Below are 16,174 nucleotides of genomic sequence, written 5' to 3'. Positions count from 1 at the left end.
AACCTAAAGGTCGGGGGGGCCGCCCCCGACCCCCTTATATCCGGAACACCGGCTGCAAGATCCGCGGGATCAGCGCGTTGAACCGCAAGGGCGCATCCGTCGCCGCCAGACAAATGCAGTCCATCCCCGCCTCGGCCACCGGCTGATGGTTCAGATCCTCATCCGCCACTTCCACATCGCCCGGCCCGAAACGATCCGTCTCGTCCCGGAACGCCCCTTGCAGCACCAGCGTCAGTTCTGTGCCCCGATGCCCGTGGTCTGGCACCGCCGCCCCCGCCGGAATGAACAAAAGCCGCGCCCGCGCCCCCCGCCCCGTCGGCAGGATCGCCTGTTTCACCCCCATACCCAGCGCCTTCCACCGCACCGCCGCCAGATCGCCCCCCACATAGTCCTGCAAGGGCGCCGGAAAGACCCCCTCCCGCCGTGCCACAGGCCCCCGCCGATGCACCGGCGTCGCCTCCAGCCGCGCAAGGCAGGCCTCTAGGCTCCCCTCGCTCATCGCCGACCCCGCCAGATCATCGACCAAAGCCCCGCCCACGGCGTCAAAGCTCGCCGCCTGCACCCGGCAGGTGTCACACAGCGACAGATGCGTCGCCACGACCAGATGAAAGGCTTCGGGCAGATTGCCTGCCGCATAGGCCATCAGCAGATTGTCAGGCAAATGGTGTCGGATCGTCATCGTCTCTAACCTTCAACTCATCGAATGCCGCAGCCGGTCCAAGGCCAGCCTGATGCGCGACTTGATTGTTCCCAGCGGCAAACCCGTCTCTGCCGCAATCTCCGAATGGCTCAGATCGCCGAAATAGGCCCGTTCGATCAGCGCCCTTTGCTTTTCCGGCAAGCCTGCCAAGGCCTTGCCCAGGCGCGACACGTCTTCCTGCAAGGCCATCGCCTCGGCCGCATCCGGCTCCCCTTCCGGTCCCCAAGGCAGGTCTTCCGGCTCGGGCCGCCGCGCCTTGCGCAAAGCGTCGATCCGCCGGTTCCGCGCGATGGTGAAAACCCATGTCGCCACGCTGGCCCGCGTCGGATCAAACAGCGCCGCCTTTTGCCAAAGCGTCGCCATCACATCCTGCGCGCATTCCTCGGCCAAACTGGCCGAAGCCCCCGATTTCATCAGAAAGGCCTTCACCCGCGGCGCGAAATGCTGGAACAGCGCGGCAAAAGCCGCCCTGTCGCCATGATCCCGCACCCGCAGAACAAGCGCCGTCCAGTCTGGTTCGTCGTTCAACCGCTCGTCCCTTTGTCGCCCCGCATACGGCCGACCCCCCGGCGGGGGGCTGGCTTCATCCGGTCTGATCTGCACATCGAGCAACATAGCCCAAATACGCCCGATGTCCCGCACCGGATCACCCGCCAGAAACTTTTTTGCCGAATGATCCGTTTCACCGCTATCCGCGTATTGGTTTGAAACAGAAAGGAAACCACCATGCCCTTTGAAATGCCCGGCCCCGGCCCGCGACGCATCGCCGTGATCGGAGGGGGGATTTCAGGCATGGCAGCCGCCCATCTTTTGTCAGCCGACCACGCCCTCGTGCTTTTTGAAAGCGAAACCCGGCTGGGCGGCCACGCCCGCACCATCATCGCGGGCAAAAGAGGTGATCAGCCCGTCGATACCGGTTTTATCGTCTTCAATCATGTGAACTATCCGCGCCTGACCGCCCTGTTCGAAAGGCTGGATGTCCCCACCGTCCCCACCAAGATGAGCTTTGGCTGTTCCATCGACGGCGGTCGCGTCGAATATGGTCTGGCCGATTTCGGCACGATCTTTGCGCAAAAACAGAACCTCGCCCGCCCCGCCTTTCTGCGGATGCTGCGCGACATCCTGCATTTCAACAAAAACGCCCTCGCCGCCTCACGCGCCAACCCCGACCAGTCGATTGCCGACCTGCTCGACAATCTGGGCACCGGCCCTTGGTTCCGCGACTATTACATCACCCCCTTCTCTGGTGCGATCTGGTCCACCCCCTTGGCGGGCATCCTCGATTTCCCCGCCCATGCCCTTGTGCAGTTCTTTAAAAACCACGGCCTTCTGGGCTATGCCGAACAGCACCAATGGCACACGGTTCAGGGCGGTTCGGTCGAATATGTCCGCCGCTTGCAGGCCCGCATGGTCGCCGATGGCGTCGAATTGCGGCTGGGGGCACAGGTGGCGGGCGTTCAGCGCATTCCGCAGGGCGCGATGGTCCGTGTCACGGGCGGCGAATGGGAAACCTTTGATGATGTCGTCTTTGCCTGCCATTCCGATCAGGCCTTGGCCCTGCTTTCCGATGCCACCCCTGCCGAACGGGCGGCGCTGTCCGCCGTGCGCTATCAGCCCAATCAGGCCGTGTTGCACAGCGATGCCAGCGTCATGCCGAAACGCCGCAAGGTCTGGTCAAGCTGGGCCTATGTCGAACCGGCGCGGCCTTCGCGCGAAAGGATCGACCTGTCCTATTGGATGAACAGCCTGCAACCCATTCCGAAGGACGATCCGCTGTTCGTCACCCTGAACACCAACCGCGCCATTCCCGATCATCTGGTGCATGACGTGGCCAGCTTCCATCACCCGGTCTTTGATCTGGCAGCGCTGAAAGCGCAGGAAACGATCAAGGCGATGAACGGCACGCGCCGCACATGGTTCTGCGGCGCATGGATGGGCCACGGCTTTCACGAAGACGGCTTTGCCAGCGCCGAAGCTGTCGCCCAAGGCATCGCCGCGCGGCAAGCGCAGATCAGCGCCGTGGCGGCGGAATGACCCGCGTCCAGCACATCGCAGGCCAGACCTTTCACGGGCGCAAGGGGGCGGTCGAAAACCGCTTCCGCTATGGCATCGACTATGTGCTGCTGGATGCTGAAACCCCGGTGGAGGCCCCGCGCCTGTTCGGGCGCAACCGGGGGCGGCTCATGTCCCTTTGGGACGTTGATCACGGTGGCCCGCCGAAGCAGGGCGCAGGGGCGGCTTGGGTGCGCCGCGTTCTTTCGGAACAGGGCCTACCCTCCCCCGCCCGCATCGACCTTCTGGCCCAGCCCCGCATTCTCGGCCATGTCTTCAACCCCGTCAGTTTCTGGCTGTGCCATGACGAAAAGGGCGCGCTCCGCGTGGTACTGGCCGAGGTGACGAACACCTATGGCGACCGCCATTCCTATCTGTGCCACCGCCCCGACCACGCCCCCATCACGCGTGAAGACACACTAACCGCCACGAAACTGCTGCATGTCTCGCCCTTCCAGCCCATCGCGGGCGGCTATCAATTCCGCTTCGACATCCGCCCCGACAAGATTCACATCGTGATCGACTTCAACGCCGGCCCCCACGGCGTCATCGCCACCCTCACCGGCCCGCGCCAACCGCTCACCAACCGCAGCATTCTGGCCGCCTGCCTGCGTCGTCCCTTCGGTTCCCGCCGTGTGCTGGCGCTGATCCATTGGCAGGCCCTGCGCCTGTGGTGGAAAGGGGCCGCCTTCCGCAACCGCCCCGAACCGCCGCCGCATGAGGTGTCCAAGTGAGCCAGCGGCTCTGGCCGTGGCCGGCCTATGCCGCCATGATCGCGGCGGCGGGCCTGCCAATCTATCTGCACGCCCCCAAATTCTACATCGACAGCTACGGCGTTTCGCTCGCCAGCATGGGCCTGATCCTGCTGGCCCTCCGCCTGATCGACGTGGTGCAAGACCCCCTTCTGGGCCTGCTGGCCCAAGCCACCCGCGCCCATCGCGGCGCGATGACAACCGGCGCGGTGGCGATCATGACCGGGGCGATGATCGCCCTGTTCGTCATCCCACCCCCCTTTGCCCCCACCCTCTGGTTCGCCCTGACCCTCACCTTCCTGTTCAGCAGCTGGTCCTTCCTCACCATCGCCTTCTACGCCCAAGGCGTCGCCCGCGCCGAAAGCCTTGGCCCCTCGGGCCATATCCGCCTTGCCGGTTGGCGCGAAACCGGCAGCCTTCTGGGTGTCTGCCTTGCTGCCGTCGCCCCCGTGGCGCTGGCCTCCGTCCATCCCCAACCCTTCGCCCTTTTCGCCCTCGGCTTCGCCGCCCTCGCCCTTATGGCCACCATCGCCATGCGCCGCGAATGGACCGCCACACCCGGCCCCCGCCTGAACCTGCGCGCCGCCTTGGCCGACCCCACCACCCGCCGCCTGCTCTTCCTCGCCTTCGTCAACGGCGCCCCCGTCGCCGTCACCTCCACCCTTTTCCTCTTCTTCGTCGAAAGCGCCCTGAACGCCCCCGGCTATGAAGGCCCCTTCCTCCTCATCTTCTTCCTTTCCGCCGCCCTTTCCGCCCCCCTCTGGGTCCGCCTCGCCAACCGACTTGGCCCCCGTCAGGCCCTGCTTGGCGGCATGATCCTTGCCACCCTCACCTTTGCCTTCGCCCTCACCCTCGGCCCCGGCGACCTTTGGCCCTTTGCCCTCATCTGCCTCGCCTCTGGCGCAGGCCTTGGCGCTGACCTTACCCTTCTTCCCGCCCTCTTTGCCCGCCACCTTGCCCGTCGGGGTTTGGGTGAGGCGACAGGCTTCGGCCTCTGGTCCTTTGCCGGCAAGCTCTCCCTCGCCGCCGCTGCCGGGGGCCTCCTCCCCCTCCTCCAGTCCCTCGGCTTTCAATCCGGCGGCCAGACCGCCCTTACCGCCCTCACCCTCCTCTATGCCGCCCTCCCCTGCGCCCTCAAACTCCTCGCCATCGCCCTCCTCCTCCGCCTGAACCTGCCCGACGAAAGGATCACCCCATGACCCGCGATTACAAAGGCAAACGCTATTGGCTCGTCGGCGCCAGCGACGGCCTTGGCCTCGCCTTGGCCCAAGCCCTTGCCGCAAGGGGCGCAGACCTCATCCTTTCCGCCCGCGACCCCGACCGCCTCAAGGCCGCCGCCACTCCCTTGCGCGCCACCGCCCTCCCCATGGATGTCGCCGACCCCGCCTCGGTCCAAGCCGCCGCCCAGCAGATCGGTCCAATTGACGGCCTCGTCTTCCTCGCCGGCGTCTATTGGCCCGTCAAAGCCCAAAGCTGGAACGCGGATCAGGTCGAGGCGATGTGCAACGTCAACTTCACCGGCTGCGCCCGCGTCATCGGCACCGTCCTCCCCCAAATGACCGCCCGCAACCAAGGCCATATCGTCATCACCGGCTCCCTCTCCGGCTTTCGCGGCCTGCCGGGGGCCATCGGCTATGCCGCCAGTAAAGCCGGCACTATGGTTCTCGCCGAAAGCCTTTACGCCGATCTCCGCCACACCGGCGTTCAGGTCCAACTGGCCAATCCCGGCTTCATCCGCACAAGGCTCACCGACAAGAACAATTTCAAAATGCCTTTCCTCATGGAACCCGATCAGGCCGCCGCCGAAATGCTGGCGCTCATGGACAGCCCCCGCGCCTTCAAACGCTCTTTCCCCCGCGTCTTTTCCTGGCTCTTTCGCGGCGGTCAGTTCCTGCCCGACGCCCTTTGGTATCCTTTATTCGGCAAGGGCTGACTTTGCCTGCCGGGTGGTGTAGGGCTGAGGAAATCCCAAGGATGCCCGATGCTTGTCGAACAGACCACCCTGCCCGATGTCCTGATCCTCACCCCCCGCCGCTTTGGCGATGCCCGTGGCTGGTTCGTCGAAAGCCATTCCGATCAGGCCTTTGACCGCGCCGGAATCCCCACCCGTTTCGTGCAGGACAACCATTCCCTTTCCGCCCAAGCAGGCACCCTACGCGGCCTGCATTACCAACGCCCCCCAATGGCACAGGCCAAACTCGTCCGCTGCACCAAAGGGGCCATGCGCGATATCGCCGTCGATTTTCGCCGCGGCTCCCCCCATTTCGGCCAATGGGTCGCCGTCGAACTTTCCGCCGAAAACGGCCAACAACTGCTGGTGCCAGAAGGCTTCCTTCATGGTTTCGTCACCCTCACCGACGATTGCGAAGTGCAATACAAATGCTCCGCCCCCTATGCCCCCGACTGTGACGCGGGCATCCGCTGGGATGATCCCACCCTCGCCATTGACTGGGGCGTGACAGACCCCATCCTGTCTGACAAAGACCGCATCCAACCCCTTTGGGCCGACACAATCAGCCCCTTCACGGTGACGCCATGAAACTGCTGATCACCGGCGGCGCGGGTTTCATCGGCTCGGCGGTCGTGCGCCAAGCCGTCGCCAAGGGTCATCAGGTCGTCAACCTCGACGCCCTCACCTATGCCGCCAATCTGGAAAACCTTGCCCCCATCGCCGGCAGCAATCTTTACGCCTTTGAACAGGCCGATATCCGCGACCGCGCCGCCCTTGACCGCATCTTTGCGCAACATCAGCCCGATGCCGTCATGCACTTGGCCGCCGAAAGCCATGTTGACCGTTCCATCGACGGCCCCGCCGCCTTTATCGAAACCAATGTCACCGGCACCTTCAACCTGCTGGAATGCGCCCGCGCCTATTGGACGACCAAAGGCAAGCCAGCCGCCTTCCGCTTTCACCACATTTCGACGGATGAAGTCTTTGGCACCTTGGGCAGCGAAGGCCAGTTTGACGAAACCACCCCCTACGCCCCCAACTCCCCCTATTCCGCCAGCAAAGCCGCCAGCGACCATCTGGTCCGCGCTTGGGGCGAAACCTATGGCCTGCCCGTCCTGATCAGCAATTGTTCCAACAATTACGGCCCCTATCACTTCCCGGAAAAGCTGATCCCCGTGGTGATCCTGAACGCTTTGCAAGGCAAACCCATCCCCATCTATGGTCAGGGCCTGAACATCCGCGACTGGCTTTATGTCGAAGATCACGCCGATGCGCTGCTGACGGTGGTGACACAAGGAAAACCCGGCCGCACCTATGCGATAGGGGGTGAGAATGAGGTGACGAACCTTGATCTTGTCCACCGCCTTTGTGCCCTGATGGACGAACTCCACCCTGAAACCGCCCCCCATGCCCGGCTGATCACCCATGTCACCGACCGCCCCGGCCATGATGCGCGTTATGCGATCAACCCCGCGCGGATGCGGAATGAACTCGGCTGGCGGCCTTCGGTCACGCTGGATCAGGGACTTCGCGCGACCGTCGCATGGTATCTGGCCAACCGTGATTGGTGGCAACCGCTGCTGGTGCGTCAGGGCGTCGGCCAAAGATTGGGGACAAAGGGTTGAGGATTCTCGTCATTGGCAAAACCGGGCAAGTCGCGCAGGAATTGCAGCGCGCCTCCGCGGATGTCTTGACCCTTGGCCGCGATCAGGCCGACCTGTCCCGCCCCTCGACCTGCGCCGCCGCGATCAAGGCCACCGATGCCCAGGTGGTGATCAACGCCGCCGCCTATACCGCCGTGGACCGTGCCGAAACCGAACCGGAATTGGCCCATATGATCAACGCCACCGCCCCCGGCACCATGGCCCAAGTCGCCACCGAACGGGGCCTTCCCTTCATCCATCTCTCCACCGATTATGTCTTTGACGGCTCTGGCGATCAGCCGTGGCAGCCCGATGACAGCCCCGCCCCCCTCTCGGCCTATGGCCGCAGCAAATGGGCCGGGGAACAGGCGGTTCTGGCGCATGGCGGCACCGTCATCCGCACCTCTTGGGTGTTTTCGGCCCATGGCACGAACTTCGTGAAAACCATGCTGCGGCTGGGGGCCGAACGCGAAACCCTCAACGTCGTCGCCGACCAATGGGGCGGACCGACGCCTGCCGATGCTCTGGCCCAAGCCCTGCTGACGGTCGCCAAAGCCCCGGCATCGGGCCTTTTCCATTTCGCAGGCCAACCCGACACCAACTGGTCAGGCTTTGCCCGCAACGTCATGGCCCGCGCGGGCCTTGCCTGCCAGATCCACGACATTCCCAGCACCGATTACCCCACACCCGCCCAGCGCCCCCTGAACTCCCGATTGGATTGCAGCGGCTTTACCGCGCAATTCGGCGTGCAGCGGCCCAACTGGGAAACGGGGCTCGACCGCGTGATCCATGAATTGAGGGCGCAATGACCACTCGCAAAGGCATTCTTCTGGCTGGCGGTTCTGGCACACGGCTTTGGCCGATCACCATGGGCGTCTCGAAACAGCTTTTGCCCGTCTATGACAAACCGATGATCTATTATCCGCTCTCCGTCCTCATGCTGGGCGGCATCCGCGAGATTGCCATCATCACCACCCCCGAAGATCAGCCCCAATTCCAGCGCCTGCTGGGTGACGGCGCACAATGGGGCCTGTCGCTGACATGGATCGTGCAGCCCAGCCCCGATGGGCTGGCGCAGGCCTATACCCTCGCCAAGACCTTCCTGAACGGCGCACCTTCCGCCATGTGTCTGGGTGACAACATCTTTTTCGGCCACGGCCTGCCCGAAATGCTGGCCGCCGCCGACCAACGCCCCGGCGGCACCGTCTTTGGCTATCACGTCGCCGATCCCGAGCGGTATGGCGTCGTCGATTTTGACGATCAAGGCCGTGTCCGTTCCATCATCGAAAAGCCCGCCAAGCCCGCCTCGAACTACGCCGTCACCGGGCTTTACTACCTCGACGGCACCGCCCCCGACCGCGCCGCCGCCATCCAACCCTCCCCCCGCGGTGAACTCGAAATCGCCGATCTGTTGGACCTCTATCTCCGCGACGGCCAGCTCACCGTCGAACGCTTGGGCCGCGGCTTTGCATGGCTGGATACCGGCACACACGGCAGCCTGCTCGACGCCGGAAACTTCGTGCGCACCCTTCAGGATCGTCAGGGCCTACAAGTCGGCTGCCCCGACGAAATCGCCTGGCGCAACGGCTGGATCAGCGATGACGATCTTTCCCGCCGCGCCGCCACTTTTTCCAAAAACGCCTATGGTCGCTATCTCTTGGGCCTACTGTCCGACAAGCTGTAAACAGTCCGTAAACGATTTAGGCGACGCACCCCCGAAATGCCCAAAGAGGGGTCATTTCCTGCCCAGATTTGGTCCCAATCGAATCCTAGCTTTTTAGTCAGAAGGGCCAAACCCCCGAAGCTGAGCAGGATGGATCAAAAGATGCGGATGTCTTTCATGATGCGCCCCAACCGGATGATGATCGGCACCTTGGCCCTGATCGCGGGCCTCTTGCTGGCCAGCACCACCGAAATCGGTGTCCCGCTAATCCTTATCGGTGGGGTCATGACGCTCGCCATGCCGCCGCGCCAAACCCCTTCTTCCACCGCCGTCTTCGTCTAGCTTTCCACCGGACGGCGCACCGAACCCGCCGCCTTTAGAACCAACGGCCGGAACCCCTCCGCCCCCGCATCCAGCAGCGCAAAGAACTGCGCCCGCATCCGCGGCTCCCAGAAATCGTTCACATGCGCCGCGAACCCCGCCAACCCTTCGGATTCCGGCTTTGATTCCATGAATTTGGCGATCTGGTTCGCCATATAGATCAGCTTGTCAGGCGACATGGGTCTTATCCTTGATCCGTTCCGCGTGGGTATAAACATCAAATCCGTCAGGCCGCGCCCCCGCCACCAGCGTCAAGCCCGCGCGTGCCGCCATATCCACCGCCGCCGCTGTCGGCGCCGACACCGCCACCAACACCGGCGCCCCCAGCGCCGCGCATTTCTGCACCATGTCAATCGACACCCGGCTGGTGATCAACACCGCCCCCGGCCCAAGGCTCGCCCGCGCCACCGCGCCGATCAGCTTGTCCAAAGCGTTGTGCCGCCCCACATCCTCGCGCGCCAGGACGATCCCCTTACCCGGTTGCCAGAACGCCGCCCCATGCACCGCCCGCGTCGCGTCGTGCAGCGGCTGATGTCCCGGCAGATCGACCATCGCTTGCCGCACCTCCTCCGCCGTCATCACCAACCGCCCCGTCACCGCCATCGGTTCCCGCATCGCCTGTTCCAGCGAATCGATCCCGCACAGCCCACAACCCACCGGCCCCAGCATCGACCGCCGCCGCGCCGCCAGCCGTTCCGCCGCCGCATCCGTGGTCCAGACCTGCAAATCCACCCCCAAGGGCGTTTCCACCACCGTCACGCTTTCAATGTCATGCGGCCGCGCCGTCCCTTCGGTCAGCGCAAAGCCATAGGCGAAATCCTCCAGATCCGCCGGCGTCGCCATCATCACCGCCTGTGTCGTCCCGTTAAAGGTCAGCGCCACCGCCACCTCATCCGGGCAGGTCCGGGGCTTCGCCCCGACACGGGCCATGGCGCGAAAGCTTTTCATTCCGCTGCCGAAAGGATCCGCCGCGACAGCGCCGCCTGTTCGTTGTAATCGACCTGCCAATCCGACGGCCCGTTCGACGGCATCACCTGCACCGCCGTCACCTTGTATTCCGGGCAGTTCGTCGCCCAATCCGAATAATCGGTCGTAATGACATTGGCCTGCGTATCCGGATGGTGGAAGGTCGTGTAGACCACCCCCGGCGACACCCGATCCGACACTTTCGCCCGCAGCGTGGTTTCCCCCGACCGCGACGCCAGCCGCACCCAGTCGCCGTCCTTCAGCCCCCGATTTTCGGCGTCATGCGGGTGAATTTCCAGCACATCCTGATCATGCCAAACGACATTCTCGGTCCGCCGCGTCTGCGCCCCCACATTATACTGCGACAGGATCCGCCCGGTCGTCAGCAACAGCGGGAAACGCGGCCCCGTCCGTTCATCCGTCGCCACATATTCCGTCCGAATGAACCGCCCCTTGCCGCGCACAAAACCGTCAATGTGCATCAAGGGCGTGCCTTCCGGGTGCTTTTCATTGCACGGCCATTGCACCGAGCCCAGTTCCTCCAGCCGCTCATAGCTCACCCCCGCAAAGCTGGGCGTCAGCATCGCAATCTCGTCCATGATCTGCGACGGATGGGTATAGGTCCAACCCGCCCCCATCGCATTGGCGAACAACTGCGTCACTTCCCAATCTTCATAGCCCTGTTTCGGCGCCATCACCTTGCGCACCCGGTTGATCCGCCGTTCCGCGTTCGTAAACGTTCCGTCCTTTTCCAGGAAGGACGACCCCGGAAAGAACACATGCGCGTAATTCGCCGTTTCGTTCAGGAACAGGTCATGCACGATCACGCATTCCATCGCGGCCAAGCCCGCCGCCACATGTTTCGTGTCCGGGTCCGATTGCAGAATGTCCTCGCCTTGGCAGTAAAGCCCTTTGAACGACCCTTCCACCGCCGCGTCGAGCATGTTCGGAATCCGCAGGCCCGGCTCATTGTCGATGGTCACATTCCACATCGATTCAAACACCGCCCGCACATCGTCATTCTTCACATGCCGATAGCCGGGCAGTTCATGCGGGAAAGACCCCATGTCGCAGGAACCCTGCACATTGTTCTGCCCCCGCAGCGGGTTCACCCCCACGCCGGGGCGGCCGATGTTCCCCGTCAGCATCGCAAGGTTCGCAATGCCGATCACCGTGGTTGACCCCTGCGAATGTTCGGTCACACCCAGCCCGTAATAGATCGCGCCATTGCCGCCCTTGGCAAAGGCCCGCGCTGCCGCGCGCAAGGTGGCCGCAGGCACGCCGGTCAACAATTCAGTGGCCTCGGGCGAATGTTTCGGGTCGGCGATGAATTCGGCGTAGTCTTGGAATTCATCCCAATCACAACGGTCCTGAATGAACGCCTCATCCGCCAGCCCCTCGGTCACAATCACATGCGAGAGCGCGCTGATCACGGCGACATTGGTGCCGGGGCGCAACTGCAAATGATGCGCTGCCTTGATATGCGGGCTGTCCACCAGATCAATCCGGCGCGGATCAATCACGATCAACTGCGCACCTTGGCGCAGACGCTTTTTCAGACGCGACGCAAAGACCGGGTGCCCATCGGTCGGGTTCGCGCCCATCACGATCACCACATCGGTCTGTTCCACAGAATCGAAATCCTGCGTCCCGGCCGACGTGCCAAAGGTCTGCCCCAGACCATAGCCCGTGGGCGAATGACAGACGCGGGCGCAGGTATCCGTATTGTTGTTCATAAATACGGCGCGGGTCAGTTTCTGAACAAGGAAAGTCTCCTCATTCGTGCAGCGGCTGGAGGTGATCACCCCCACCGAACGCCGCCCGTATTTCGCCTGAATGGCCTGCATCCGGTTCGCGGCAAACTCCATCGCCTCGGCCCAGGACACTTCTTTCCACGGGTCATTGATGCTGTCGCGGATCATCGGGTTCAGAATGCGATCCTTGTGCGACGCATAGCCATAGGCAAAGCGGCCCTTCACACAAGAATGCCCCCTGTTCGCCTTGCCATGCTTATAGGGCACCATGCGGACCAATTCGTCGCCGCGCAGTTCCGCCTTGAAACTGCAACCGACACCGCAATAGGCGCAGGTGGTGATCACAGAACGGTCGGGCGTGCCGATCTCGATCATCGACTTTTCTTGCAGCGTGCCCGTAGGGCAGGCCTGCACACAAGCGCCGCAAGACACGCAGTCCGATTCAAGGAAATTGTCGCTGGCCATGCCGGGCGAAACCCGGCTGTCAAAGCCCCGGCCTTCGATGGTCAGGGCAAAGGTGCCCTGCACTTCCTCGCAGGCGCGGACGCAGCGGGAACAGACGATGCATTTCGCCGGATCATAGGTGAAATAGGGGTTGGATTCGTCTTTCGGCAGCCATTGCGGATTGGCCTCACCGCTGGTGTTTTTCGCTTTGAAATGCGTGGCCTGCGCCTCATAGCGCACATCGCGCAGGCCCACCGCCCCCGCCATATCCTGCAATTCGCAATCGCCATTGGCGGCGCAGGTCAGGCAGTCCAGTGGGTGGTCGCTGATATACAGCTCCATCACCCCGCGCCGCAGATCTTTCAGCTTTTTGGTCTGGGTATGGACTTTCAGGCCGGGGGCAACAGGCGTCGTGCAACTTGCTGGCGTGCCATTCCGCCCCTCGATTTCGACAAGGCACAGACGGCAGGAACCAAAGGCATCAACGCTGTCTGTCGCGCACAATTTCGGAACCGCAATGCCCGCCTCAAACGCCGCGCGCATGATGCTGGTGCCTTCGGGAACGGTCACATCGAAACCGTCGATGTTCAATGTGACCATTTGTTTGTTTTTCGCAGCAGGCGTGCCGAAATCACGGTCGGGGATGATGAAATCTTTCATGGCCTATCCCTTTTTCTTCTGCGCCAGCACATGGGCGACAATCGCATTGGCATGGCCGTGGCCCAGCCCATGGGTTTCTTTCAGCACGGCGACAATCTGCATATGCGTCATGTCCGACTGCGCCGCTGCCAGATCCAGCCAATGCTGGATCGGCTGGCCGTATTTCTTTTCGATCGACGGGAAATAGGAGGCCGGGCCTTGAACCTTCTCGGTCATTCCGCGGCCTCCCGCATCGGCACAAAATCATCCGGGAAATGGGTCAAAGCCGACAAAACCGGATAGGGCGTAAAGCCCCCCAAGGCGCACAAAGACCCCGATTTCATCGTGGCGCACAAATCCGTCAGCAAGGGCACCGCCGCCGCGTCGCCCTTGGCGATCCGATCAATCGTTTCCACCCCCCGCACCGCGCCAATCCGGCAGGGCGTGCATTTCCCGCAGGATTCCACCGCGCAGAACTCCATCGCAAAGCGCGCCTGTTTCAGCATATCGGCGCTGTCGTCAAAGACCACCAACCCCGCATGGCCGATCAAGCCTTCCTTCGCGCCGAACTCTTCATAGCCAAACAGCGTGTCGAACAAGTCGCGCGGGAAATAGGCCCCCAAAGGCCCCCCCACCTGCACCGCTTTCACCGGGCGGCCCGTCAAAGTGCCCCCGCTAATCCCCTCAACAATCTCGCCCAAGGTCAAACCGAACGCACATTCATAAAGCCCGCCAAACCGCACGTTCCCGGCGATCTGCAACGGGATCGTCCCCCGCGAACGGCCCAGCCCAAAGTCCTTATAGAACGCCGCCCCCTTCGCCAGGATCACCGGGACCGAGGCCAAGGAAATCACGTTGTTCACCACCGTCGGCTGGCCCATGAACCCTTGCAACGCGGGCAAGGGCGGCTTCGCCCGCACCACGCCGCGCTTGCCCTCCAGCGAGTTCAGCAGCGAGGTTTCTTCCCCACAAACATAGGCCCCCGCCCCAACCCGCACTTCAACGTCAAACCCGTCCAGTTCCGGCGCGGCCAGAACCACCGCTTTCTGCATCACCACAATCGCATCGGGGTATTCCGAACGAATGTACACAAATCCCTTCCGCGCGCCCACCGCCAGCCCGGCAATCGCCATGCCTTCGATCAGCGTAAAGGGGTCGCCCTCCATCAGCATCCGGTCGGCGAAGGTTCCACTATCCCCCTCATCCGCGTTGCAGACGATATACTTCCGCTCCGACACGGCCCCCGCCACGGTCTTCCACTTGATCCCCGTCGGAAACCCCGCCCCGCCGCGCCCGCGCAGGCCAGACTCGGTCACTTCCGCCACCACGGCCTCGGCCCCCAAGGCCCGCGCCCGCGCCAAGCCTTCAAAGCCCCCATGCGCCCGGTAATCCGCCAGCGACAGCGGATCCACGATCCCACAGCGCGCAAAGGTCAGCCGCGTCTGCCCTTTCATCCAGGGCAGTTCTTCCGTCGGTCCCAGCCCCAAAGGCGCATCAAACAGCGCCCCCACGCCCGAAACCGTCAAAGCCCCATGCGCATGGCGCACCCCATCCACCAGCACCTCGGCCAAGGGTTCCAGCCAGACCATCCCGCGCGAACCCGTCCGCACCAGCTCCAAGGCCACCCCACGCCGCGCCGCCTCGGCCACAATTGCCGCCGCCACGGCCTCAGACCCCAAAGCCTTCGCTGCCGCATCCTGTGAAAGCCAGACCTTCATGCCCCACACTCCGCCAGGAGCCGGTCCAGCACCGCCGCATCCACCCGGCCCACCAGCCGACCGTCCACCATCGCCGCAGGCCCGCAGGCACAAAGCCCCAGACAGAACACCGGCTCCAGCGTCACATTCCCTGCCGTTTCATGCCAATCGCAACCCAACCGCGCCTTGGCCCGATCCGCCAGATCATCCCCACCCATCGCCTGACAGGCCTCGGCCCGGCACAGCTTGACCACATGCCGCCCCGCCGGTTCATCCCGGAAATCGTGATAGAAACTTTTCACCCCATGCACTTCGGCCCGGGAAAGGTTCAGCGCCTGCGCAATGCGCGGCAGAAACGCATCCGGCACATGCCCCCATTCCGCCTGCACCGCATGAAGGATGGGCAGCAAAGGCCCCTCAATCCCGGCATGATCCGCCAGAATCTGCGAAAGCCGGTCCTCCGGCAAATCCGTCACGTCTTTCATCGCTGCCTTTCGGGTGGCCCGTGGGGTTTCCTCAAGCATCCCCCGAATTGATAGACCAATCAAGATTGATCTATCGTTGATTGATAGACATCATCTATCAAACCGCCGCGCCACCTCCAGCAGCGCCTCGACCAGCGGCGTGTGCGGCGAACGAAAGGCCGTGACCAAGCCCACCTGATGCTCCGCCTCGGGCGAAACCAGCGGTATCGCCCGCAAACGATGCCCATCGGCGAACAGATCGGCCAGCCGCTTCGGCAAGATCGACACCCATTGCCCCGTCATCACATAGGTCATCAGCGTGATCGTCGAATTCGATTCGATCTGCGGCGTGATCCGCACCCCTGCATCCGCCAGATGCTGATCAATGATCCGCCGGTTCTGCATATCCGCCGTCAAAAGGCACAAAGGCAGGTCGGTCAGTTCCGCCCAAGCCACCTGATCACGCCCCGCCACGGGCAGCGTCGGTGCACATAAAAGCCGATAGAACTCAGTATACAAAGGCACCGTAGAGACCCGCCCCAGCGGTTCGTTGTCCAGATAGGTCACCCCCGCATCCAGCTCCAACCGCTCAATCCCCGACAGGATCTCACCACTCGTCCGGCTTAGGATCGAAATCCGCACATTCGGATGCCGCCGTGTGTAACTTTCCGTCAGCCCCGCCACCATCGGCAGGGCCGTCGGAATCACCCCGATCCGCAGGTTGCCCGTCAAACCCGAACGCACCGCCCGCATTTCATCGCGCAAGGCCCGCCCGTCCGCCACGATCCGCCGCGCCCAGTCCAGCACCCTTTCGCCCTCGGGTGTCAGCCCCTGAAACCGACTGCCCCGGTAAACAAGCTGCACGCCCAACTGATCTTCCAATTGCTTGATCGCGCTCGACAGGCTCGGCTGCGTGACATGGCACACCTCGGCCGCTCGGCCAAAATGCCGTTCGTTCGCCAGCGCCAAGAACATTTCCAACTTGTCGATCATGCCCCTGCTTGGCCGAAAATCCCCCACCGGGCAAGCGCACCATTGCCCGACCCCGGCCCAAGCCCTACATCTGAC

Annotated in this window: 18 protein-coding genes; 9 read left to right on the top strand and 9 right to left on the bottom strand. The window is 63.3% G+C overall.

The genetic code is table 11. From position 1 onward, the window contains the following. Window positions 1–34: 34 nt before the first annotated feature. Both IE095_RS09780 and IE095_RS09775 read right to left on the bottom strand, forming a co-directional pair. On the bottom strand, window positions 35–679 hold the full coding sequence (locus IE095_RS09780; RefSeq protein WP_189411465.1) for a ChrR family anti-sigma-E factor: 645 nt from the start codon (window positions 677–679) through the stop codon (window positions 35–37). Window positions 680–691: 12 nt separating this feature from the next. Beyond that, window positions 692–1,228 (bottom strand): sigma-70 family RNA polymerase sigma factor, encoded by a 537-nt coding sequence (locus IE095_RS09775; RefSeq protein WP_229804681.1) that lies wholly within the window; start codon window positions 1,226–1,228, stop codon window positions 692–694. Between the two features lie 198 nt (window positions 1,229–1,426). Between IE095_RS09775 and IE095_RS09770 the strand changes: the two genes are divergently transcribed. The 9 genes from IE095_RS09770 (at window position 1,427) to IE095_RS09730 (ending at window position 9,103) form a co-directional block, all read left to right on the top strand. Beyond that, window positions 1,427–2,734 (top strand): NAD(P)/FAD-dependent oxidoreductase, encoded by a 1,308-nt coding sequence (locus IE095_RS09770; protein ID WP_189411464.1) that lies wholly within the window; start codon window positions 1,427–1,429, stop codon window positions 2,732–2,734. Further along, window positions 2,731–3,486: a DUF1365 domain-containing protein gene (locus tag IE095_RS09765; RefSeq protein ID WP_189411463.1), complete on the top strand. Its 756-nt coding sequence runs from the start codon at window positions 2,731–2,733 to the stop codon at window positions 3,484–3,486. The genes IE095_RS09770 and IE095_RS09765 overlap by 4 nt, the downstream gene beginning before the upstream one ends. Then, window positions 3,483–4,703, top strand: coding sequence for an MFS transporter (locus IE095_RS09760; RefSeq protein WP_189411462.1), 1,221 nt, complete (start codon window positions 3,483–3,485; stop codon window positions 4,701–4,703). Before IE095_RS09765 ends, IE095_RS09760 begins: the two co-directional genes overlap by 4 nt. After that, window positions 4,700–5,437 (top strand): SDR family NAD(P)-dependent oxidoreductase, encoded by a 738-nt coding sequence (locus IE095_RS09755; RefSeq protein WP_189411461.1) that lies wholly within the window; start codon window positions 4,700–4,702, stop codon window positions 5,435–5,437. The genes IE095_RS09760 and IE095_RS09755 overlap by 4 nt, the downstream gene beginning before the upstream one ends. A gap of 48 nt (window positions 5,438–5,485) precedes the next feature. Then, window positions 5,486–6,043, top strand: a complete 558-nt coding sequence (rfbC, locus tag IE095_RS09750; RefSeq protein WP_189411460.1) for a dTDP-4-dehydrorhamnose 3,5-epimerase — start codon at window positions 5,486–5,488, stop codon at window positions 6,041–6,043. Further along, window positions 6,040–7,080, top strand: a complete 1,041-nt coding sequence (gene rfbB / locus IE095_RS09745; RefSeq protein ID WP_189411459.1) for a dTDP-glucose 4,6-dehydratase — start codon at window positions 6,040–6,042, stop codon at window positions 7,078–7,080. Before rfbC ends, rfbB begins: the two co-directional genes overlap by 4 nt. After that, the gene (rfbD, locus tag IE095_RS09740; protein WP_189411458.1) at window positions 7,077–7,907 is read left to right on the top strand and encodes a dTDP-4-dehydrorhamnose reductase; all 831 of its coding nucleotides are present in this window, start codon (window positions 7,077–7,079) and stop codon (window positions 7,905–7,907) included. The genes rfbB and rfbD overlap by 4 nt, the downstream gene beginning before the upstream one ends. Then, entirely contained in the window at window positions 7,904–8,782 is an 879-nt protein-coding gene (gene rfbA, locus IE095_RS09735; protein ID WP_189411457.1) for a glucose-1-phosphate thymidylyltransferase RfbA, read from the top strand. Before rfbD ends, rfbA begins: the two co-directional genes overlap by 4 nt. Before the next feature lie 141 nt (window positions 8,783–8,923). Next, window positions 8,924–9,103 (top strand): hypothetical protein, encoded by a 180-nt coding sequence (locus tag IE095_RS09730; protein WP_189411456.1) that lies wholly within the window; start codon window positions 8,924–8,926, stop codon window positions 9,101–9,103. Here IE095_RS09730 and IE095_RS09725 read toward each other — a convergent pair. The 7 genes from IE095_RS09725 to IE095_RS09695 all read right to left on the bottom strand — a co-directional run bounded on the left by IE095_RS09725 (window position 9,100) and on the right by IE095_RS09695 (window position 16,099). Then, window positions 9,100–9,321 carry a formate dehydrogenase subunit delta gene (locus IE095_RS09725; RefSeq protein ID WP_189411455.1) on the bottom strand — a complete coding sequence of 74 codons (222 nt, stop codon included), beginning with the start codon at window positions 9,319–9,321 and terminating at the stop codon, window positions 9,100–9,102. The two genes, IE095_RS09730 and IE095_RS09725, sit on opposite strands and share 4 nt — an antisense overlap. After that, window positions 9,311–10,090: a formate dehydrogenase accessory sulfurtransferase FdhD gene (gene fdhD / locus IE095_RS09720; RefSeq protein WP_189411454.1), complete on the bottom strand. Its 780-nt coding sequence runs from the start codon at window positions 10,088–10,090 to the stop codon at window positions 9,311–9,313. The genes IE095_RS09725 and fdhD overlap by 11 nt, the downstream gene beginning before the upstream one ends. Beyond that, on the bottom strand, window positions 10,087–12,966 hold the full coding sequence (gene fdhF, locus IE095_RS09715) for a formate dehydrogenase subunit alpha (protein WP_189411453.1): 2,880 nt from the start codon (window positions 12,964–12,966) through the stop codon (window positions 10,087–10,089). Before fdhF ends, fdhD begins: the two co-directional genes overlap by 4 nt. 3 nt (window positions 12,967–12,969) lie before the next feature. Continuing rightward, window positions 12,970–13,182: a DUF4287 domain-containing protein gene (locus tag IE095_RS09710; protein WP_189411452.1), complete on the bottom strand. Its 213-nt coding sequence runs from the start codon at window positions 13,180–13,182 to the stop codon at window positions 12,970–12,972. Continuing rightward, complete coding sequence (locus tag IE095_RS09705) at window positions 13,179–14,663, bottom strand: NADH-ubiquinone oxidoreductase-F iron-sulfur binding region domain-containing protein (protein ID WP_189411451.1); 1,485 nt, start codon at window positions 14,661–14,663, stop codon at window positions 13,179–13,181. Before IE095_RS09705 ends, IE095_RS09710 begins: the two co-directional genes overlap by 4 nt. Further along, window positions 14,660–15,127, bottom strand: coding sequence for a formate dehydrogenase subunit gamma (locus IE095_RS09700; RefSeq protein ID WP_189411450.1), 468 nt, complete (start codon window positions 15,125–15,127; stop codon window positions 14,660–14,662). The genes IE095_RS09705 and IE095_RS09700 overlap by 4 nt, the downstream gene beginning before the upstream one ends. Window positions 15,128–15,217: 90 nt before the next feature. Continuing rightward, entirely contained in the window at window positions 15,218–16,099 is an 882-nt protein-coding gene (locus IE095_RS09695) for a LysR family transcriptional regulator (RefSeq protein WP_189411449.1), read from the bottom strand. Window positions 16,100–16,174 lie beyond the last annotated feature (75 nt).

The sequence above is a fragment of the Neogemmobacter tilapiae genome, from assembly GCF_014652215.1.
In the GTDB taxonomy this organism is placed as follows: domain Bacteria; phylum Pseudomonadota; class Alphaproteobacteria; order Rhodobacterales; family Rhodobacteraceae; genus Neogemmobacter; species Neogemmobacter tilapiae.
Note: the sequence above shows the minus strand (reverse complement) of the source record. Positions and strands in the feature narration are given on the sequence as shown.

Bases quoted from the DNA above. Each gene is read 5' to 3' on its own strand.
- fdhF (WP_189411453.1), bottom strand. From the start codon at position 12,966: ATGAAAGATTTCATCATCCCCGACCGTGATTTCGGCACGCCTGCTGCG.
- IE095_RS09730 (WP_189411456.1), top strand. From the start codon at position 8,924: ATGCGGATGTCTTTCATGATGCGCCCCAACCGGATGATGATCGGCACC.
- rfbB (WP_189411459.1), top strand. From the start codon at position 6,040: ATGAAACTGCTGATCACCGGCGGCGCGGGTTTCATCGGCTCGGCGGTC.
- IE095_RS09770 (WP_189411464.1), top strand. From the start codon at position 1,427: ATGCCCTTTGAAATGCCCGGCCCCGGCCCGCGACGCATCGCCGTGATC.
- IE095_RS09705 (WP_189411451.1), bottom strand. From the start codon at position 14,663: ATGAAGGTCTGGCTTTCACAGGATGCGGCAGCGAAGGCTTTGGGGTCT.
- rfbC (WP_189411460.1), top strand. From the start codon at position 5,486: ATGCTTGTCGAACAGACCACCCTGCCCGATGTCCTGATCCTCACCCCC.
- IE095_RS09695 (WP_189411449.1), bottom strand. From the start codon at position 16,099: ATGATCGACAAGTTGGAAATGTTCTTGGCGCTGGCGAACGAACGGCAT.
- IE095_RS09765 (WP_189411463.1), top strand. From the start codon at position 2,731: ATGACCCGCGTCCAGCACATCGCAGGCCAGACCTTTCACGGGCGCAAG.
- IE095_RS09755 (WP_189411461.1), top strand. From the start codon at position 4,700: ATGACCCGCGATTACAAAGGCAAACGCTATTGGCTCGTCGGCGCCAGC.
- IE095_RS09710 (WP_189411452.1), bottom strand. From the start codon at position 13,182: ATGACCGAGAAGGTTCAAGGCCCGGCCTCCTATTTCCCGTCGATCGAA.
- rfbA (WP_189411457.1), top strand. From the start codon at position 7,904: ATGACCACTCGCAAAGGCATTCTTCTGGCTGGCGGTTCTGGCACACGG.
- IE095_RS09725 (WP_189411455.1), bottom strand. From the start codon at position 9,321: ATGTCGCCTGACAAGCTGATCTATATGGCGAACCAGATCGCCAAATTC.
- IE095_RS09780 (WP_189411465.1), bottom strand. From the start codon at position 679: ATGACGATCCGACACCATTTGCCTGACAATCTGCTGATGGCCTATGCG.
- fdhD (WP_189411454.1), bottom strand. From the start codon at position 10,090: ATGAAAAGCTTTCGCGCCATGGCCCGTGTCGGGGCGAAGCCCCGGACC.
- IE095_RS09700 (WP_189411450.1), bottom strand. From the start codon at position 15,127: ATGAAAGACGTGACGGATTTGCCGGAGGACCGGCTTTCGCAGATTCTG.